Consider the following 18,935-nt stretch of genomic DNA (forward strand, 5'->3'; position numbering starts at 1 on the left):
TTAATGAATAAGAGGTTTATGCTGTTGCCTTTAGTGGCCGGGGTATTGCTGGTGGGTGCCCTGGGGTACTGGGGCTACCAGCAGTTCACCGTGCGCCAGCGCCTGGAAACGGCTTTAAATAACAAGTACTACCGGGCCCTCTATGACCTGACGGAAAACGTCCAGAACATGGAAGTGCTGCTTTCCAAGAGTTTGGTGGCCGGTACGCCGGAAGCACAAAGCACCCTTTTTATGGAGCTCTGGCAGCGGGCCACGGCGGCCCAGGCTGATTTAAACCAGTTGCCGGTAGCCGACGCCCTCACCGGACGTACGGCCAAGTTCCTCACCCAGGTGGGTGACTACGCCCATTCCCTGCTCCAGCAGGCGGCCAGGGGGGAGATTGGGTCCGACCGGCAATGGGAAACCCTGAACCGCCTTTACCGGCAGTCCGCCGATTTAAACCTGGCCCTGCACGACCTGGAAGGCCGCATTGCCGATGGGCGGCTTTACCTGAACGAACTGGTGCGGGAAGGCGGCCGCACCCTGGGCCGGGAGGGCCCGCGCCTGGCCAACTCTAACTTCCAGGCCATTGAGAAGTATATGGAGAATTTCCCCACCCTGATCTATGATGGCCCTTTCTCCGATCACCTGGAAAAACGAACGGCCCGGGGCCTCACCGGAAAGAACATTGACAGGGACGAGGCCCGCAGGCGGGCGCTGGAACTGGTAGAAGGCAAGGGCAACTACACGGTGGAGCGGGTGGGAGAAGCCCGGGGCAAAATCCCCTCTTACCTGGTGGAACTGCGCCCTCAAAACGGCAATGGGGGAGGCAACATCACCGTGGCCATTACCCGGCAGGGCGGCCACCTGAACTGGATGACCAACGGACGCCAGATTGGCCGCCCCACCTGGAGCATTGAAAAGGCCAGGCAAAAGGCCCGGGAATACCTGGCTTCCCTGGGCTTCAACAACATGGTGCCGGTGTATCATGAACAGCAGAACGGCGTTGCCGTGTTCAACTTTGCCGCCATCCAGGACCGGGTGGTCCTCTACCCGGATCAAATTAAGGTGACTGTGGCCCTGGACAACGGCCAGATTCTGGGTGTGGAGGCTTCGGGCTATTTGATGAACCACACCCGCCGCGAACTGCCCCGCCCCCGGATCAGCCCGCAAGAAGCCCGGAGAAAGCTCAACTCCCGGCTGAAGGAAGTTAAAGGAGGCAGGCTGGCCCTCATCCCCGTCGGCCCGGATAAGGAAAAGCTGACCTATGAGTTTCAGGCCCGGCTGGACAGGGATCTCTTCCTGGTCTACATCGATGCCATGGATGGCAGCGAAGCCCAGGTACTGCGGGTAGTGCGCAACCCGGAGGGCATTTTGACGCTGTAAACCAATTACCTGTTGACAGCGGGGCAACCACATGTTAGTATTTTACTTAAACTTGATATGGCAGTAAGGGCCGTGAAGGGGAAGATGGGCGCGTTAACCATGCCAGCGAGCCGGGGAGGGTGCAAGCCCGGCTGGGGAAGTGCCCGTGCCGCCCCGGAGCCGGGGACCCAAAGGTGACCCCACCGAGTATGTCCTTTCCGGCAGCCCGCCGTTACCGGGCCCAGAGAGGGTCGCCTTTTTGTTGTGGGCGGCCAAATTGGGTGGTACCGCGAGACCGGGCTCTCGTCCCATTGGGGCGAGAGCCCTTTAACTTTGAAAGACAAGGGGTGAAGAGGTGAATACACTGGAATTGCTCGAGCTTCTGGAAGATAATGCCAGGCTTACACCGGAAGAAATAGCCGTCATGCTGCAGGCGGATGCAGGGGAAGTGCGCCGGGCCATCCAGGAGCTGGAACAAAATAAAACCATCTTAAAGTACATGACCCTGGTGAACTGGGAAAAAGCAGGCGAGGAAAAGGTTTCCGCCATGATTGAGGTGCGCATTACGCCCCAGCGGGATGTGGGCTTTGACGCGGTGGCCCGGCGCATTTGCCGGTTCCCGGAGGTGCGCAGCGTGCGCCTGATGTCCGGTGCCTACGACCTGGCCGTGTTTATCGAGGGGCGCACCATGCGGGAGGTAAGCCACTTCGTGGCCACCAGGCTGGCTACCATTGAAGGAGTGATCAGCACCACCACCCACTTCGTCCTCAAAACCTACAAACAGGATGGGGTTATTGTGGAAGATAGCGAGGAAGACCGCCGCCTGATCGTGTCTCCCTAGGTTGACGGGGTTTGTAAGCCCGGTTTTCGAGTGGCGGCTGCCACCGGAGGGTTTTGAGCGCAATGGGCGGTCGGCGCCCTTGAGTACATAACTGACTAAATGACGGGGAGGTACGTTAATGAACAAAACCTGGTGCGAGCGGATTAATCCCGTGGTACGGGATATGCCGCCCTCGGGCATTCGCCGCTTTTTCGATATGGTGGCCGAAACCAAAGGGGTAATTTCCCTGGGCGTGGGTGAACCGGACTTTGTCACGCCCTGGCACATCCGGGAGGCCTGCATTTACTCCCTGGAGAAGGGGTACACCATGTACACCTCCAACAGCGGCCTCCTGGAACTGCGCTATGCCATCGCCCGGGACTTGGCCGAAACTTACGGCGTAACCTATGATCCCAAAAGCGAGATTCTGGTGACGGTGGGGGTAAGCCAGGCCCTGGACCTGGCCTTAAGGGCACTGGTTTGCCCGGGTGACGAGGTGCTCATTCCGGAGCCTTCCTATGTGTCCTATGCCCCTACGGTGACTTTAGCCGGGGGAAAGGTGGTTTCCCTGCCCACCGGCATGGAACAGGGCTTTTGCCTGCGCGCCCACCAGGTGGAGGCGGCCATCACGCCGCGCACCAAGATCCTGCTGTTATGCTATCCCAACAATCCCACCGGGGCGGTGCTGGACCGGAAAACCCTCCTGGAAATTGCGGAAGTGGTCGTAGCCCACGACCTGATTGTTATTTCCGACGAGATTTATGACAAGCTGACCTACGTGGGCCAGCACACCTGCGTGGCCAGCCTGCCGGGGATGAAGGAGCGTACCGTTCTTTTAAACGGATTTTCCAAGTCCTACGCCATGACGGGCTGGCGGGTGGGTTATGCTTGCGGCCACGGGGATTTCATTGCCGCCATGACCAAAATCCACCAGTATACCATGCTTTGTGCGCCCATTACCGCCCAGATGGCCGCCCTGGAAGCGCTGAAAAACGGCCGGGCGGGGATGGAACGCATGGTACGGGAATATAACCGGCGTCGCCACCTGGTGCTGCATGCTTTCCGGGATATGGGGCTGCCCTGTTTTGAACCAAAAGGGGCTTTTTATGCCTTTCCGGAGATCAGGGTTACCGGCCTGACCTCGGAGGAATTTGCCGAGATCCTGCTGCAGGAGGAAAAGGTGGCCGTGGTTCCGGGTAACGCTTTCGGATCCAGCGGCGAAGGTTTCGTACGCTGTTCCTACGCCGCCTCGCTGGAGGATCTGGGTGAGGCCCTGCGGCGTATGGCTCAGTTGGTGCGCCGGCGGGGTGTCAGGCCGCGGGTGATTTCCACTCCCTCACGGCATCTCCCGGCGCGGGACGCGGGCGTGAGTGCAGCGGGCGGTGCTTCTTCCCGAATTTTTCACCCGGGCAGGAATTAATGCCCTGATGTAGAAATATTAAAAACTATGCCGGAACTTTAAGCCGGCGAAAATAAAAAAGCAGGATGGGAGGACGGCAGGAATGAAACTGCTGCTGTTGGGTCTTTTTGTGGGCGTGTTGCTTTACAGCGGCTACAGCAGTATGAGGCGCAACCGGACCTTGGGCGACTTCTTTTTAGGCGGGCGGGCCATGGGTCCCTGGCTATCGGCCTTTGCTTACGGCACCACCTATTTCTCGGCGGTAATTTTTATTGGCTACGCCGGCAAGGTAGGCTGGGGATTCGGTACGGCCGCCCTCTGGATTGTTCTGGGCAACACTCTGGTGGGAAGCCTGCTGGCCTGGCTGGTCCTGGCCCGGCGGACCCGGATTATGACCGCCCGGCTGGGGGCCATGACCATGCCGGAGTTTTTGGAAGCCCGTTATCAAAGCCGGGCCATGAAAATATATGGGGCTCTGGTGATTTTCCTGTTCCTGGTGCCATACTCCGCGTCAGTGTACATGGGTTTAAGCTATCTATTCAATCAGGTATTTGGCGTCCCGTACTTATATGCAGCATTGTTGATGTGCCTTCTGACGGCCCTGTATCTGGTTATGGGCGGATACCGCGCAGTAGCCCTAACCGATGTGATTCAGGGTATAATCATGCTGGCCGGAGTGGGCGTATTGCTTTACTATGTTCTGGGGGCCCCCCAGGTGGGAGGGTTGCTTCAGGGGCTCCACCGGCTGGCAGAAGTTGACCCCGGCCTGGTAAGCCTGGCCGGACCCCAGGGTCGCTGGCTGCCCCTGGCTACCCTGGTGATCCTGACCAGTCTCGGCACTTGGGGCATGCCCCAAATGGTGCAGAAGTTTTACGCCATCAAAGATGAAAAGGCCATCCGCCCGGCCATGGTGGTGTCCACCCTCTTTGCACTGGTGATTACCTTTGGAGCCTATTTCACCGGATCCCTCACGCACCTGTTCTTTGACAAATTGCCCGTGGACCCGGCCACCGGCAAGCCCACTCCCGACATGCTCATGCCGATCCTGATTCACAACACCCTCCCCGAACTGGGAGCCACGCTCATCCTCCTTCTGGTGCTCTCGGCGTCCATGTCCACCCTGGCGTCCCTGGTGCTGGTCAGCAGTTCGGCCATTTCCATAGACCTTGTACAAAGCTTGTGGCCCCACTGGGCTAAGAAATACGGCGTTTTCATCATGCGCGTGTTATGCTGCCTTTTTATTGCCCTTTCCCTGATCATCGCCTTGGTCAAGCCGGCAATTATCTTAAGCCTGATGGCCATGTCCTGGGGCACGGTGGCCGGAGCATTCCTGGCGCCCTACCTCTACGGCCTGTTCTGGCGGGGTACCACGCCTGCGGGGGCCTGGGCCGGCACTTTAACCGGACTGGTTTGTTCCGTAATCCTGTCCCTTTATTACCGGCTTGATCCGGGGGTTATTCCGCTGGTAGGATCGCTGGCCATGCTCATTCCCCTGGTGGTGGTACCCGTGGTGAGCCTGGTTACGCCTCCCCTTCCGGCACAGGCGGTGGAAAAGGCCTTTGGTCCGGTCAGGGAGGGACAGACATTACTGAAATGTAAGGAAGTGGAGAGTGCATGATCTGGGATCCAGAACATGAATGCATGGACAGGGAGAAGCTTCAGGCACTGCAGCTGGAGCGATTGAAGGAGACACTGCACCGGGTTTACCGGCGGGTACCCTACTACCGCCGGCTCTTTGACGCCCACGGCGTTCTGCCTGAGGATTTGTGCACTTTAAGAGATATCCAAAAATTTCCTTTTACCACCAAGGCAGCCCTGCGGGATAACTACCCGTACGGGCTCTTTGCTGTTCCGTTAAAAGAAGTGGTGCGGCTGCACGCCTCGTCGGGCACGACGGGGAAGCCCATCGTGGTGGGTTATACCAGAAGGGATCTGGAAACCTGGAGCGAACTGGTGGCCCGGGTTGTCACCCAGGCCGGGGTTACCGATGAAGATGTGGTGCAGATTACCTTTGGCTACGGCTTATTTACCGGCGCCTTCGGTCTGCACTACGGCCTGGAAAAGGTGGGAGCCACCATTGTCCCCGCCTCGGTGGGCAACAGCGAAAAACAAATCATATTGATGAAGGATTTCGGTACCACGGTGCTCGTGGGCACCCCGTCCTACGTGCTGCACCTGGGAGAAACCGCCCTTTCCATGGGTATTGATCCCGCGAGCCTGAAGGTACGGTTGGGGCTGTTTGGCGCCGAGGCCTGGAGCGAGGAAATGCGGCGGGAACTGGAGAAAATGTGGGGCATGAAGGCTACCGACAACTACGGCCTTTCGGAAGTGATGGGTCCGGGAGTGTGCGGGGAATGCACGGTGGCCCCCGGCCTGCATATTGCCGAAGACCATTTCCTGGTGGAAATTATCGATCCCGAAACCGGCGAAGCCCTGGATTACGGCCGGGAAGGGGAGGTGGTCATCACTACCCTGACCAAGGAGGCCTTCCCCGTAATTCGCTACCGCACCCGGGACATTTCCGTGATCAACCCGGAGCCCTGCCCCTGCGGGCGTACTACCGCCCGCCTGCGCCGGATTGCCGGGCGCACCGACGACATGCTGATCATTTCCGGGGTAAACGTTTTCCCCTCCCAAATTGAAAGCGTGTTGATGGAAATCGAAGGTATCTCACCCCACTACCAGATTGTAGTGGATAAGAAGGGTTATCTGGATTACCTGGAAGTGCAGGTGGAGATGACGGAGCAGGCCTTCACCGGCAGCTTCCGGGACCTGGAGGTCATGGAAGAAAAAATTCGCCGCCGGCTTCAGGCGGTGCTTTCCATCAACCCGCGGGTGCGCCTGCTGGAACCCCATTCCATTGAGCGCAGTCAGGGCAAGGCCAAACGGGTTATTGATAAGCGACCTAAAAAGCAGTAGCAGTTTGTATATAGCGTCGCAAAAAGGAAAGGGGCATGGGCGGCGGTCGTCGCTAAGGAGCACTGGAGTGACGGGAGACGACCGCCGCCTGAATGGTAAATGTTCAGTAAAACCGCTACCATAGGCAAGGTGCCGCGTTGTCCAAAGCGAACGACTTGCGGAGCACTGGTAACAGCACCCGCCCATCACTCACTGGAATACTAGGTCTTCGTAAAACCAGAGGTATCAATTGAACCTGAAATCTCAGGAGCAGAGCAATATTGTGGTGAGTGCTGGGCGGTACCAAAGCGGGTTCATTGAACATTTACTCCAAAGGATATGCGACAGTAACACATGGAGGTTTATCATGAAGGAACTAATGACGGGTAATGAAGCCATCGCCCGGGGAGCCTACGAACACGGCGTTACCGTAGGGGTTGGCTATCCGGGTACACCCAGCACCGAGATTTTAGAAAACTTCGCCCGCTACCCGGGGATAAAAGCCCAGTGGGCACCCAACGAAAAGGTGGCCCTGGAAGTGGGCATGGGGGCTTCCCTGGCCGGGGCCCGGGTGCTGGTGACCATGAAGCACGTGGGGGTAAACGTGGCGGCCGATCCCCTGATGACCGCGGCCTACACCGGTGTAAACGGCGGCCTGGTCCTGGTCTCCGCCGACGACCCCGGGATGCACAGTTCCCAGAACGAACAGGACAACCGTTTTTATGCCCGCTTTGCCCGGGTGCCCATGTTTGAACCGTCGGACAGCCAGGAAGCCCTGGATATGGTGGGGCTGGCCCTGCAGGTGAGCGAGGAGTTTGATCTGCCCGTCATCCTGCGCACCACCACCAGGGTGGCCCACTCCCAGAGCCTGGTGGAGCTTAAGGAGCGCAGGGAGGTGCCTTTAAGGCCCTACCGCAAGGACCCGAAAAAATGGCTCATGGTGCCCGCCTTTGGCCGCCTGCGCCGCCAGGCCCTGGAAGATCGGCTGCAAAGGCTAAAGGCCTACACCGAGATCACGCCGGTAAATTTCATTTCCTGGGGCAACCGCCGGGTGGGAGTAATCACCAGCGGCATCAGCTACCAGTACGTGCGGGAGGTTATGCCCGGGGCCTCCATCCTCAAGCTGGGGATGACCTTTCCCCTGCCACAAGGCCTGATCCGCCAGTTTGCCGCCGGCGTGGAGAGGCTTCTGGTGGTGGAAGAGCTGGACCCTTACATTGAAGAGTTCGTCCGGGGTCTTGGCCTCGAGGTAACGGGCAAAAGGATTTTCCCGGCCTGGAACGAGTTTACCCCCGGCCTTGTCCGCCGCAAGCTAAGGGAGGCGGGGATACCGGTGTTTTCGCCTGGTCCCGGGGAGGGTACGGCCGCCTGTCCCCTGGGACCCGGCGGTGAAATGGAGGAATTGCCTCCCATCCCGGGACGCCCGCCTGTGCTCTGCCCGGGGTGCCCCCACCGGGGAGTCTTTTATGTGCTGCATAAATTAAAGCTTCTGGTCACCGGGGACATCGGCTGCTATACCCTGGGCGGCCTGCCCCCCCTGGAGGGTATGGACACCTGCGTTTGCATGGGGGCCAGCATTGGCATGGCCCACGGCTGCGAACTGGCCGATTCCTCGCTGGCCCGCCGTACCGTGGCCGTCATCGGTGACTCCACCTTTTTCCATTCCGGCATCACCGGCCTCATGCACATGGTTTACAACGGGGGCCAGGGTACGGTAATTATTTTAGACAACCGCACCACGGCCATGACCGGCCACCAGGAACACCCCGGCACGGGCAAAACGCTCATGGGTGAACCCGCCCCCGCGGTGGATCTGGAAGCGCTGGTGCGGGCGCTGGGGGTCGGCCGGGTGCGGGTGGTGGATCCCCTGGATATCGCCGGGCTGAAGCAGGCCATCCAGGAGGAAGTGGCCGCCGGCGCCCCGTCGGTGATTATCGCCCGCCGGCCCTGCGCGCTGTTACAAAGGGAAAACCGCCCGCCGGTCCGGGTGGACGGCGAGGCCTGCACCGGCTGCAAGAGCTGCTTAAAGCTCGGCTGCCCGGCCATTTCCGTGCAGGACAAGAAGGCCGCCGTCGATTCCATTATCTGCACCGGCTGCGGGCTGTGCGTGCAGGTTTGCAAGTTTGGCGCCCTGAAGGAAGGGGGGGAAAACAATGGCTGAGGCACCTGGTGCGGCCCTGGCGCCGGTGGACATACTGATGGTTGGTGTAGGGGGCCAGGGAATCATCCTGGCGAGCAGGATCCTGGCCCACGCCGCCCGGGCGGCCGGGTACGATATTAAAGTATCGGAAATACACGGTATGGCCCAGCGGGGCGGCAGTGTGGTTACCCAGGTGCGCCTGGGGGAAAGGGTTTATTCTCCCCTCATTCCCGAAGGGCAGGCCGATATCATCCTGGCCTTTGAACAACTGGAAGCCCTGCGCTGGTTGGAGTGTGTGAAGGGCGGGGGTACAATCATTGTCAATAGCCAGATCATCCTTCCGGTTCCCGTACTGGCCGGAAGTGCCCGCTATCCCGAAAATATTATCACCCACCTTTCCCGCCGGGCCCATACCCTGGTGGTGGACGCCCTGGGCAAGGCCCTGGAGTGCGGTAATGCCCGGGCGGCAAACGTGGTGTTGCTGGGCAGCCTGGCCAGGCGAATGCCCATCCCGCTTTCCTGCTGGCTCAATGCCATCGAGAACTGTGTCCCCGCCCGTTACCTGGAGGTCAACCGGGCCGCCTTCCAGAGCGGTTTTGCCCTCTGAGTTAATGTTTTCGCCTTAAGCAACTACGAAAATGCCTGGGGTCGGGACTTATGGGCAAGCAAAAGGTTTTAAAGCTAAACGAATACCGGAAAAAGGAGAGGACGGTAACGGGCCTTGAACCCCTGGACAGCGGGGATGGGCGGAACCGCTACCATGCGCCCCTGGGGCGGCTAAAGACGTTTTTAAGAGAGCGAAAGTGGCTTCTGCTGGCGCTGCTTTTAACGGCCGTCATCTGCCTGTTACCCACCCCCGGGGGCCTGACCGTGGAGGGAAAGTATGCCCTGGGCCTTTGGGCTTTCGTCATCGTCTGTTTTCTGACCGAAGCGGTGCCCCTGCCCATGACCGCCATGCTTATCGGCTGCTACCAGGTTTTCACCGGCATCGCCAACTTTAGGGAGACTCCCCGCACCTTTATGGACGATGCCGTGGTTTTCATCATGGGCGTGTTGATGATGGGCGCCATGCTGATGAAATACAATATCCACAACCGGGTGGCCCTCTTCATGCTCAAATTATGCGGCACCCGCATTGAAAGGGTTATTCTGGGCATTGTGGCCTTTTGCGCCGTCAGTGCCGGCTTCATTACGGAGCACGCCGCGGTAATGATCATGCTCCCCATCGGGGTGGGCATTATCTCCTTAAGCGGTGGCTACAAAAAGGTGCCCAATTTGGCCAAGCTGATCATGCTTTCCATTTCTTACGGCGTGATCATTGGTGGTGTCTCTGCACCATCGGGGGGTGCCCGCAATGCCCTGATGCTGGGCTTTTTGAACAGCCTGGGCATCAATGTGGGCTACGGCCAGTGGATGCTCATGGTCATGCCCTTTACCCTGATCATGATCCCCATAGTTACTTACTGGCTACTGAACCTCTTTTCTCCGGAGATTACCGATCTGGCCGGGGCAATCCAGGCCATCAGGGAGGAAATGGAGGCCGATGGTCCCATGACCAGCCAGGCCCGGATGGCCCTGGCCATTTTTCTGGCGGTGGTGGCCGGCTGGATCTTTGCCAGCCAGCGCTTTGGGGTGGGCAACATTGCCATGGTGGGCATTCTCCTGGCGGCGGTATTGCGCCTGATCGACTGGAGCTACCTGCAGCAAAAAACCCAGTGGGGAGTGGTATTGCTTTACGCCGGGGCCATTTCCATGGGTAAGATGCTCATCACCACCGGCGCCGCTTCCTGGCTGGCCGGGCAACTCCTGCACCTGGCGGCGGCTGCCGAGGTGACCGAGGGGGTTTCCCTGCTGGCGGTTACCGCCACGGTAACCGCCCTGGTGACCAATACCATGGCCGACGGGCCCACGGTGGCCGTCCTCGGTCCCATATTTTTGAAGGTGGCCGAACTGTCCCAGACCTCACCCCTGGTCATTGGCGTGGCCACCTCCCTGGCTTCGGCCTTTTCCTACCTCCTGGTGATTGCCACTCCCGCCAACGCCATCGTTTACGGTCCCGGTTATTTGCAGGCTCAGGATTTTTTAAAGGCCGGGGGCGTGCTCTTTCTCATCTCCCTGGTCTTCACCGTTGTCTTTCTCGGCGGTTTCTGGTGGCACGTGCTGGGCGTCTGGTAGCCGTGGCTGTTCCTGGAACAGCCAGATTACACTCCCGTTCAAAGTAAAGCAATTGATGGAAGATTTTTAATTTAAAAAATAACCAAGTGAAATATTGCACAATGAACAGGAGTGTGTTATACTTGAAACAAAGCAAGGGAACAAAACCCAAAATGTGAATAATAGTACAACCTGAAATTAACGGCGCATTTTGTAGTGAACAGATGTGGTGAAAAGCCAGTAAACACAAGGGTTTTGGACCCTGGCGGATCGGAGCAAAAAGAGGATAAATGGAGTATGTGAACGCTGTAGCAATCCTGGGGAAATGCGCTGTTGTGTAGTGACAAATGACCCCCCTTACCGGCCGGGTTGAGGTTGGGGGGTACGGGTTCATTGAATATTTTACCAGGTTGACTTGGGGGTGATGTGCCCATGTTTTTCCGAAAAGTTACCAGCCGCAGCGGGGGGAAAGAATACACCTACCTGAAACTCATTGAAAACTACCGGGAAGGGAACAAGGTTAAACAGAGGGTAATCGCCAACCTGGGCAACCTGGAGAACCTGACGCCGGAAAAGGTGGAAGGCCTGATCGACGGCCTGGCCCGGATATGCGGTGTTTCCCGGCGGCCAGCCAGCATCGAGGCGAAGAAGGTTCTGCGCTACGGCGAGGTGCTGGCCATACACCGGGTGTGGGAGATGCTGGACGTGGGGGGAGCCGTGGAGGCCGCTTTTTCCGGTGAAAGGTACGACCCGGATACCGCCCTCCTGTTGGAACTGATGGCCATCAACCAGGTCATCAAGCCCCCAAATAAACAGGCCATTAGCGATTGGTACCGCTGCCTGTATTTTCCCGGAATGCAGGGCAAGGAATTTTTAGACCACCATTTTTACCGGGCGCTGGACGGCGTGGCCGGCGTAAAGGAAAGGCTGGAGGAGGAAATTTTCCGGAGGTTGTGTGCCTTTACCCGGATCAGCCGGGAGGTTGCTTTTTGCCTGCTGACCACAGCCACCGTTGAGCCGGCTCCCCGCAGTGAGCTTGACCATTCGCCCTATGGGCGTTATATTTTGGAAGCACCACTGGAGGAGCAACTGGTGTACCTGGGCATTCTGGTCAGCCGTGAGGGAATGCCCTTTGGGCACCGCATTTTGCACGAGGTGCCCGAAGAGGGGGACTTCCGGGAAATTATGCATCACCTGCAGACCGGGCACGGCACCCGGCAGTGTATCTTTGTGGGTGACCGCCGGCTGGTGGCCGGCCCTCACCTGGAGGTTCTGATGTCCCACGGCTACCATTACCTGGTTCGTCGCAAGGTCCAGTCGGAGTGGGAGTTAAGGTTATGTGAGCGGGAACTGGTGAATAACAAGGCGGAATTTAAAGAAGTGGACGGGGATCTATGGTATAAAGAAGCCGTGGAAGGGGGGGTGCGGTACCTGGTGTGCTACAGCCCAGCGGCGGCAAAGGAAAAGGTGATTGCCCTTGCGGAACGCCTGGATGAGGTGGAGGAAGAATTACGGAAACTGCAAAAAACGGTTGCGTCTGAACACCGTTCAGGCAAGAGGACCCTTCCCAGGGGTGCTGCCGTCCTGAAGGATAAATATTGCCGCCGCTATTTTGACTGGCATTACAACGAGGCCACCGGGGAGCTGACCTGGCGCCGCAAGGAAGACGTGATCACCCGGGAGGAGAAAACGGCGGGGGCCTTCCTGCTGGAAACCAACGCCACCCTGCTGGACGGCCGGGAATTACTGCTGGCATACACCCGCCTTGGCCAGCTCGGGGAATCCTTTAAAGAAATCAGGAGTTTTGAGGCCAGGCCGAAAGAATTCTACCGCGAACGAAACCTTTCCGCCAGTATTTTCGTATGCGTACTGGCCGCCATGCTGGAGAAGACCCTGGAAGGATTGCTCAGACGGGCAGGCATACCTCTTACCTCCCGCCAGGCCCTGGAATTGCTGGAGGAAGTGAAGGTGGCCATCAACCGGGTGGACGATGTGGAGCTGAAGTCGGTGACGAGCATAGAAAAAACCCAGGAAGAAATCCTGCAGGCCATCGGGGTGCCCGACCCCAGGGCGGTCGTGGTTTAGCCGCACCGGCCTGGCTCCCCGACGGGAGGAGGTGGACCCATGGAAAAAAAGGTTGGGGACATCATGGTGCCGATCGTGGAATTTGCCACGGTGCCCGCGGAATCAACGGTTAAAGATGCAGTGGCCGCCCTCAAAGCCTGCCGGGGCTACCCGCTGGTGCTGGTTCTGGAAAATGACAGGGCGGCCGGGATGGTCGGGCTGAAAGAAGTTCTCCGGGGGCTGGATCCGGTGATGTTCAAGAAAGCCACTTACGGTGGCTGGACCATCAACCCCGGCTGGAGGGAGCCCGTATTGTTCACGGGTCACATCCAGGAGCGTTGCGCGGCCCTGGCCGAACGGCCGGTTAAAGAAATCATGATACCCCTGCCGCGCCAGTTGAGGGCCCGGGACGGCATCGTTAAAGCTGCGCACATCATTCTCAGCACCGGGCAGGAACCGGTGCCGGTCTGGCAGGAAGACCGGCTGGTAGGCATGGTGGGTATGAAGGAGATTTTTGCCGAAATGGTGCGGGAGCTGGACAGAACCCGGGGTGGATCGCGAAGTAAAGTGATCTTTGCGGATCAATTCCGCCGGAAGGCCGGGGTAGTGACAAAAAATTACCCATGATAGTGATACATTTCACAATCTCAAAAAGCGGAGATGTCGAAGCCCTCGTGCTTGCGTCTTTGGAAAATGTCACTACGGTTTGTAGTGATAAAAAGATAGGGGGTGAGAGGGCCGGTGCGGAGAAGGGCAAAGGAACCGGCCGGGCCGGGAGGATCAAAAGAGAACTGGCAAGGCGGAATGTAGTGGTTGGAACGCTGGTTTGGGGGACTAATTTAAGGAGGTATCATCTATGGAAATGTTTAGAAGGGTTGCCGGGGGCGGTCTGGCTGCCGGTGAATTCCTGACCGCCCTGTCCCGGAAACAGGCCCAGTGGGAACTGGAAATGAGCCGGGTGATTTTGGGCCGGCGCTGGAAGCTCCTGCTGGTGGCTCTGTTCCCCGTCCTTTTGGGCCTGGGGATGGAGATGGCTTTGGCGGCCGGCCTCCCCGGGTACATCGGCGGGGATAAAGCCTACATGCCCAGCTTTGCCACCACCCAGATGTTTATCGGTCCGATCTTTGTCGGGGTTATGGCAGGCCTGATTACCGGCGTCATTGGTGCAGGCGGCGGCTACGTCCTTACCCCGGCGCTGATGAGCATCGGGGTGAAAGGGATTATGGCCGTGGGTACCGACCAGTTTCACCTCTTTGCCAAGGCAATCATGGGTACGGTCATTCACCGCAAGATGGGTAACGTGAACTTCTGGATTGCCGCGTGGTTCGTCCTGGGTTCGGTGACCGGGGCCTCCGTGGGCGGCGTACTGAACAGGGCCATCTACCAGAAAAGCCCCGCTTTAAGCGATGCCTTCATCAGCGCGGTATACGTGTTTATGCTGGGCATTCTAGGGATCTACGCCCTGGCCGACTGGCTCAGGATGCGTAAGGGTACCGCTGCCGGTGCCAGGTCTTCCGGTGCCGACGCCACCACCAAATTTGCCCGGTGGCTGCAGTCCATTCCTTTGAAGCCGCGGGTGAAGTTCGACGAGCACATTGTTCCCGGCGGACGGAGCATCGCCGTATATCCGATTATCATCTGCGGCTTCATCGTCGGCTTTGTCGCCGCCATCATGGGTGTGGGCGGCGGTTTCCTGACCTTCCCCATGATGGTTTACGGCCTTGGTGTATCCACCTTTACCACCGTGGGCACCGACATCCTGCAGATCATCTTCACCACCGGCTACTCCTCCATCACCCAGTATGCCATTTACGGCTACGTATTCTACACCGTGGCCATGGGCATGCTCCTGGGGTCCCTGGTGGGTGTGCAGATGGGGGCTCTGGTGACCAGGATGGTGAAAGGGGTTACCATCAGAGCCTTCTACGCCCTGACCATCCTGGCCGGTTTTGTGAACCGCATCTGCGCCCTGCCGGGCAAGCTGAACCAGGTTGGCTGGATCAGCATGAACAAGGCTACCGCTGCTTTGATCAACAGCGTGGGTACGGTGATCTTCTTTACCCTGGTAGGCATTTTCTCCCTGTGGATCCTGGCCGTGTTCTTCAAGGGCGCCGGTAAGCTCCGGGAAGCCGAGAGGCAGGCCCTCATGGCTGGCGGTGCAGGTGTAGGGCACTGAGGTAGCCCGTAAAAAAGGAGTGAAATCCGGTATGATTATACGGAAAAGGGAATTCTTTATCGGAATGGTGCTGCTCATCTCCTTCCTCGTGGTTCTGGCAGTAATGATGAGCCCGGTAATGAACGGCAGAACGGTCATCGGCTATGCCGACGACCTGTTTAACCAGTTGACCAAGGGTTCAACTTACCAGATTCCCGGTATAATGGGCAAGGCGAAGAAGTTTGAAGGCAAAAACTTTCAGGTATCCCTGAATGCCGGAAGTAAAGAAGAAGCGGAAAAAATGACGCGGCTCTTTACCGCTGCCGGCGCCACAGTGGTGGCACAGGGGCAAAAGCTGACGGTCAGCGGGGATCTGGGTAGGGTGGCCCGGGCGGCGCTGGCCGATGCGGATGTGGAGTTTAAAAACCAGGGCGACCGGATCAAATACCGTTACGGCCTGGAGTCCCGGGAAGTGATCTACTACTGGTGGAACCTTTTCAACGCTCTCCAAAAGCGCTACAAACTGGAAGCCCGCGCCAGCGAGATGTCCTTTGCGGGATCAGTGATGACCAAGGCCCTGGAGCCCGCCTATAACTTTGAAGGAATCCAGGCAGCCAAAGTGGCCGATAAAGCCGGCGTGACCACCTTCATGCTCGCCTTTTACGTCATCTACACCATGTGGTACGGTTTTGCCATGATGTTCATCTTCGAGGGGCTGGGCATTTCGGCCTCCGCCCACGGTGAAAAGGCAGAGGCCTGACGCCCGGCTCCGGGAGCCCGCCGGGTCGACGGCTGTACGTACCCGCGGGTGTTAAATAGAAAAAGAGCTTCAACAGGCGGTGCCTTCAACGGCACCGCTTTGTTTTTTTTGCTCCGGCAGAAATTAATGGAAAACGGGAGAACTTATTTTGTGCTTGTGAATCCTATCTTTTTGTCATCTGCCTATTGATTTCTGAAAATTTGGGACTATAATAAAATCAATAAAGCGCATATATAGTGCTTGTTAAATTTCGTACAAATTGTCACTACATATAAACCTTAGTTTTGTCACCACAAATCTTTTGCCAGGAAAAGCCCCACTTTAATTTTTAAACGGGGGGTATGAAAATGAACAAGGATCAATTACCGTCTTTAAGGGAGGAACCCCGGTGGCTGGAAAACCTGGGCCTGGCGGTAGACATCCTGGGAGTGGGCGCTATTATCAACCTGACCGCTTTGCTGGTGGTAAAAGTATTTATGAATGACTTTTACAACAGCGTAGTAGCCTTTCTCTTCCGTTAAAAGGGAGAGGTGTTGACTCACAGTCACGCGTATCTCACGGTTTGGCGGCAAAACAGGCATCAGTGGGGGGCCTGTTTTTGTTTTGCTCCAAAAACTGTAAAGAAAGTGTGCTGGCGGGAGCCGTTGAGGCCCTGCTTTTTGTTTTGCACCGGCCGTCCTGAAGCGGCCAAATTTTCAGCCGGAAAAAATAAATACCCTCTTTTTGCCCGGCGGAAAACAGGATATAATATTTAAAATTTAGTTAAGATGCCCTTGCCCGGCTCTTAAGGTGAAAGGATGATTGGTATTGCGCAAAGAGGTGCTGGTAACCATCCGTGGAACGCAGACCAATGACCTGGGGGAGCGGGAAACCATCGAACTGGTGACGAAAGCCAACTATTATCAGAAAAACCGTTCTTTTTACATCGTTTACAATGAGTCTGAAATTTCCGGCCTGGCCGGAACCACTACCTCTCTGAAGGCTGAACCCAGCCGGGTTACTTTAAACCGCATGGGTACGGCCGAAGTAAAGCAGGTTTTTGAAGAAGGAATTCACCATGAAACCAGTTACGTGACGCCTTACGGGTCAATGTGGATCCGGGTTCTGCCCTGGAAAGTAGAGGTGGACTTGACAGAGGTGGGCGGAAGTATTAATCTGGAATACGAGCTGGAATTATGCCGGCAAAGGATCGGTTACAACGAATTATCCATTACCGTGCAGGAGGTCTAGTTTCTAAAAGATGAAAGGTCTAGTCCAGGAGGTACGGGAACACCTGGCCGGTGCTCTGGAAAGGGCACTGGCTTCTGCTGTAAGCAGGGGTTTGCTGCCCGCGGTCACTCCCCCGGCATTTGTGGTGGAGGTACCCCGGGAAAAGGAGCACGGAGATTTTGCCACCAATCTGGCCATGCTCCTGGCCAGGTCGGCCCGTCTCGCACCCCGCAAGATTGCCGAGGCCCTGGTGGCCCATTTAGACCTGACCGGGATTTCGGTGGAAAAGGTAGAAGTGGCCGGACCCGGTTTTATTAATTTCTACCTGGCTCCCCGGTGGGTGCTGGCCGAGCTGCCCCGCATTATTGCGGCGGATCGCGACTATGGGCGGGTGAACCTGGGCAACGGTTCCCGGGTTCAGGTGGAATTTGTCAGCGCCAACCCCACCGGGCTTTTGCATATGGGCAACGCCCGGGGGGCGGCCCTGGGGGACAGCATTGCCGCCATTTTAGATTTTGCCGGTTACCGGGTAACCCGGGAGTACTACATCAATGATGCTGGCAACCAGATCGAAAACTTCGGGCGGTCCCTGGAAGCCCGCTACTTCCAGCTTCTCGGCCTGCCGGCTCAAGTGCCCGAGGAGGGCTACCACGGGGAAGATATTATCGACACGGTAAGGGGCTTTGTGGAGCGTTTCGGCGATCAATATCTGCACACTCCGGAGGAAGAAAGGCGTCGGGCCCTGGTGGATTACGCCCTGAAAGAGAAGCTGGCCGCCATCAAAAAGGCCCTGGAGGATTTTGGCGTCCATTATGACGTGTGGTTTTCCGAGAAGAGCCTCCATGAATCGGGGGCGGTACAGGAGGCCATCGATATCCTGCGCCGCCGGGGGTACCTCTATGAATATGAAGGTGCGCTCTGGTTTAAGGCAACGGAGTTCGGGGTGGAGAAAGACGAGGTGCTGGTGCGCAGCAACGGTGTGCCCACCTACTTTGCGGCGGATATCGCCTACCACCTGGACAAATTCCGCCGCGGCTTTGACCGTGTCATTAACATCTGGGGAGCGGACCACCACGGCCATGTGGCCCGCATGAAGGGGGCGGTGGCCGCCCTGGGCTACAACCCCGATGCCCTGGAAATTGTGATCATGCAGCTGGTGCGCCTGTACCGGGGTGGCGAGCTCGTGCGCATGAGCAAGCGTTCCGGCCAGTTTGTCACCCTGGAGGAACTGGTGGAGGAGGTCGGCAGGGATGCGGCCCGTTACTTTTTCGTGCTGCGCAGCGCCGACAGCCACCTGGATTTTGACCTGGACCTGGCCCGGGCGCAAACCAACGAGAATCCGGTCTATTACATCCAGTACGCCCACGCCCGCATCTGCAGCATTTTGCGCCAGCTTGACCGGGAAGCCCCTTTGCCGGAGCAGGTGGACCTGGGGCTTTTAAAGGAAGAGGCAGAACTGGCCCTGGCCCGCAAGCTGGCCGATTTCCCCGAGGAGGTGGCCCTGGGGGCAAAGGATCTGGCCCCCCACCGCATGGCCCGCTACCTGCATGAAGTGGCGGGACTGCTGCACAGCTTCTACAACAGCCACCGGGTGATTACCGGGGACGAGGCTCTGACCGCCGCGCGGCTGGTGCTGGTGGACGCCACCCGCATCGTCCTGCGGAACGGACTGCGCCTGCTGGGTCTCTCCGCCCCGGAACGGATGTGATTGTATTCTGGTTGCGGTGATTGCTGGGGAACGGAGCGAGCGCGTGCAAATGGCAGGCAAGTTTGGGGAGTGTGCTTGTTGTTAAAGGAACCTGTTCTGGCATTGATAACGGGTTTTTTGGCCGGTGCGGCCTTTGCCTGGTTAAAGTTGCCCGTGCCCGCACCCCCTACCATGGCGGGGGTCATGGGGGTGGTGGGCCTTTTCCTGGGCTACCTTGTGGTGACCCGCCTGGTGATCCGTTAGATCTGTTGACATGTCCTCTTGCCACGGCTAGAATAGGATAG

At 57.9% G+C, this 18,935-nt stretch carries 16 protein-coding genes; all 16 read left to right on the forward strand.

What is annotated here, in order from left to right:
• Positions 1-3 precede the first annotated feature (3 nt).
• The 16 genes from ypeB to J2Z49_RS00480 all read left to right on the forward strand — a co-directional run bounded on the left by ypeB (position 4) and on the right by J2Z49_RS00480 (position 18,894).
• Positions 4-1,365: a germination protein YpeB gene (ypeB, locus tag J2Z49_RS00405; RefSeq protein WP_307398818.1), complete on the forward strand. Its 1,362-nt coding sequence runs from the start codon at positions 4-6 to the stop codon at positions 1,363-1,365.
• Positions 1,366-1,699: 334 nt separating this feature from the next.
• A complete protein-coding gene (locus tag J2Z49_RS00410; protein ID WP_307398821.1) occupies positions 1,700-2,185 on the forward strand; it encodes an Lrp/AsnC family transcriptional regulator in 486 nt (161 codons plus the stop codon).
• A gap of 118 nt (positions 2,186-2,303) precedes the next feature.
• On the forward strand, positions 2,304-3,584 hold the full coding sequence (locus J2Z49_RS00415; protein WP_307398823.1) for an aminotransferase class I/II-fold pyridoxal phosphate-dependent enzyme: 1,281 nt from the start codon (positions 2,304-2,306) through the stop codon (positions 3,582-3,584).
• Positions 3,585-3,666: 82 nt separating this feature from the next.
• Positions 3,667-5,181, forward strand: a complete 1,515-nt coding sequence (locus tag J2Z49_RS00420) for a sodium:solute symporter family protein (RefSeq protein ID WP_307398825.1) — start codon at positions 3,667-3,669, stop codon at positions 5,179-5,181.
• Complete coding sequence (locus J2Z49_RS00425; protein WP_307398827.1) at positions 5,178-6,482, forward strand: phenylacetate--CoA ligase family protein; 1,305 nt, start codon at positions 5,178-5,180, stop codon at positions 6,480-6,482. The genes J2Z49_RS00420 and J2Z49_RS00425 overlap by 4 nt, the downstream gene beginning before the upstream one ends.
• A 346-nt stretch (positions 6,483-6,828) precedes the next feature.
• On the forward strand, positions 6,829-8,622 hold the full coding sequence (gene iorA / locus J2Z49_RS00430; protein ID WP_307398828.1) for an indolepyruvate ferredoxin oxidoreductase subunit alpha: 1,794 nt from the start codon (positions 6,829-6,831) through the stop codon (positions 8,620-8,622).
• Positions 8,615-9,208, forward strand: a complete 594-nt coding sequence (locus tag J2Z49_RS00435; protein ID WP_307398830.1) for an indolepyruvate oxidoreductase subunit beta — start codon at positions 8,615-8,617, stop codon at positions 9,206-9,208. Before iorA ends, J2Z49_RS00435 begins: the two co-directional genes overlap by 8 nt.
• A gap of 50 nt (positions 9,209-9,258) precedes the next feature.
• Positions 9,259-10,776: an SLC13 family permease gene (locus J2Z49_RS00440; RefSeq protein ID WP_307398832.1), complete on the forward strand. Its 1,518-nt coding sequence runs from the start codon at positions 9,259-9,261 to the stop codon at positions 10,774-10,776.
• 411 nt (positions 10,777-11,187) lie between these two features.
• Positions 11,188-12,840: an IS1634 family transposase gene (locus tag J2Z49_RS00445; protein ID WP_307398834.1), complete on the forward strand. Its 1,653-nt coding sequence runs from the start codon at positions 11,188-11,190 to the stop codon at positions 12,838-12,840.
• A gap of 39 nt (positions 12,841-12,879) precedes the next feature.
• Positions 12,880-13,446 (forward strand): CBS domain-containing protein, encoded by a 567-nt coding sequence (locus tag J2Z49_RS00450; RefSeq protein ID WP_307398835.1) that lies wholly within the window; start codon positions 12,880-12,882, stop codon positions 13,444-13,446.
• Between the two features lie 229 nt (positions 13,447-13,675).
• On the forward strand, positions 13,676-14,995 hold the full coding sequence (locus J2Z49_RS00455; protein ID WP_307398837.1) for a sulfite exporter TauE/SafE family protein: 1,320 nt from the start codon (positions 13,676-13,678) through the stop codon (positions 14,993-14,995).
• Positions 14,996-15,026: 31 nt separating this feature from the next.
• The gene (locus J2Z49_RS00460) at positions 15,027-15,734 is read left to right on the forward strand and encodes a hypothetical protein (protein WP_307398839.1); all 708 of its coding nucleotides are present in this window, start codon (positions 15,027-15,029) and stop codon (positions 15,732-15,734) included.
• Between the two features lie 347 nt (positions 15,735-16,081).
• Positions 16,082-16,255, forward strand: coding sequence for a hypothetical protein (locus tag J2Z49_RS00465; protein ID WP_307398840.1), 174 nt, complete (start codon positions 16,082-16,084; stop codon positions 16,253-16,255).
• A 286-nt stretch (positions 16,256-16,541) separates the two neighbouring features.
• Positions 16,542-16,964 (forward strand): DUF1934 domain-containing protein, encoded by a 423-nt coding sequence (locus J2Z49_RS00470; RefSeq protein WP_307398842.1) that lies wholly within the window; start codon positions 16,542-16,544, stop codon positions 16,962-16,964.
• 10 nt (positions 16,965-16,974) lie between these two features.
• On the forward strand, positions 16,975-18,651 hold the full coding sequence (gene argS / locus J2Z49_RS00475) for an arginine--tRNA ligase (protein WP_307398844.1): 1,677 nt from the start codon (positions 16,975-16,977) through the stop codon (positions 18,649-18,651).
• 69 nt (positions 18,652-18,720) lie between these two features.
• The gene (locus J2Z49_RS00480) at positions 18,721-18,894 is read left to right on the forward strand and encodes a XapX domain-containing protein (protein WP_307398845.1); all 174 of its coding nucleotides are present in this window, start codon (positions 18,721-18,723) and stop codon (positions 18,892-18,894) included.
• Positions 18,895-18,935 lie beyond the last annotated feature (41 nt).

It is taken from the genome of Desulfofundulus luciae (assembly GCF_030813795.1).
GTDB lineage: Bacteria > Bacillota > Desulfotomaculia > Desulfotomaculales > Desulfovirgulaceae > Desulfofundulus > Desulfofundulus luciae.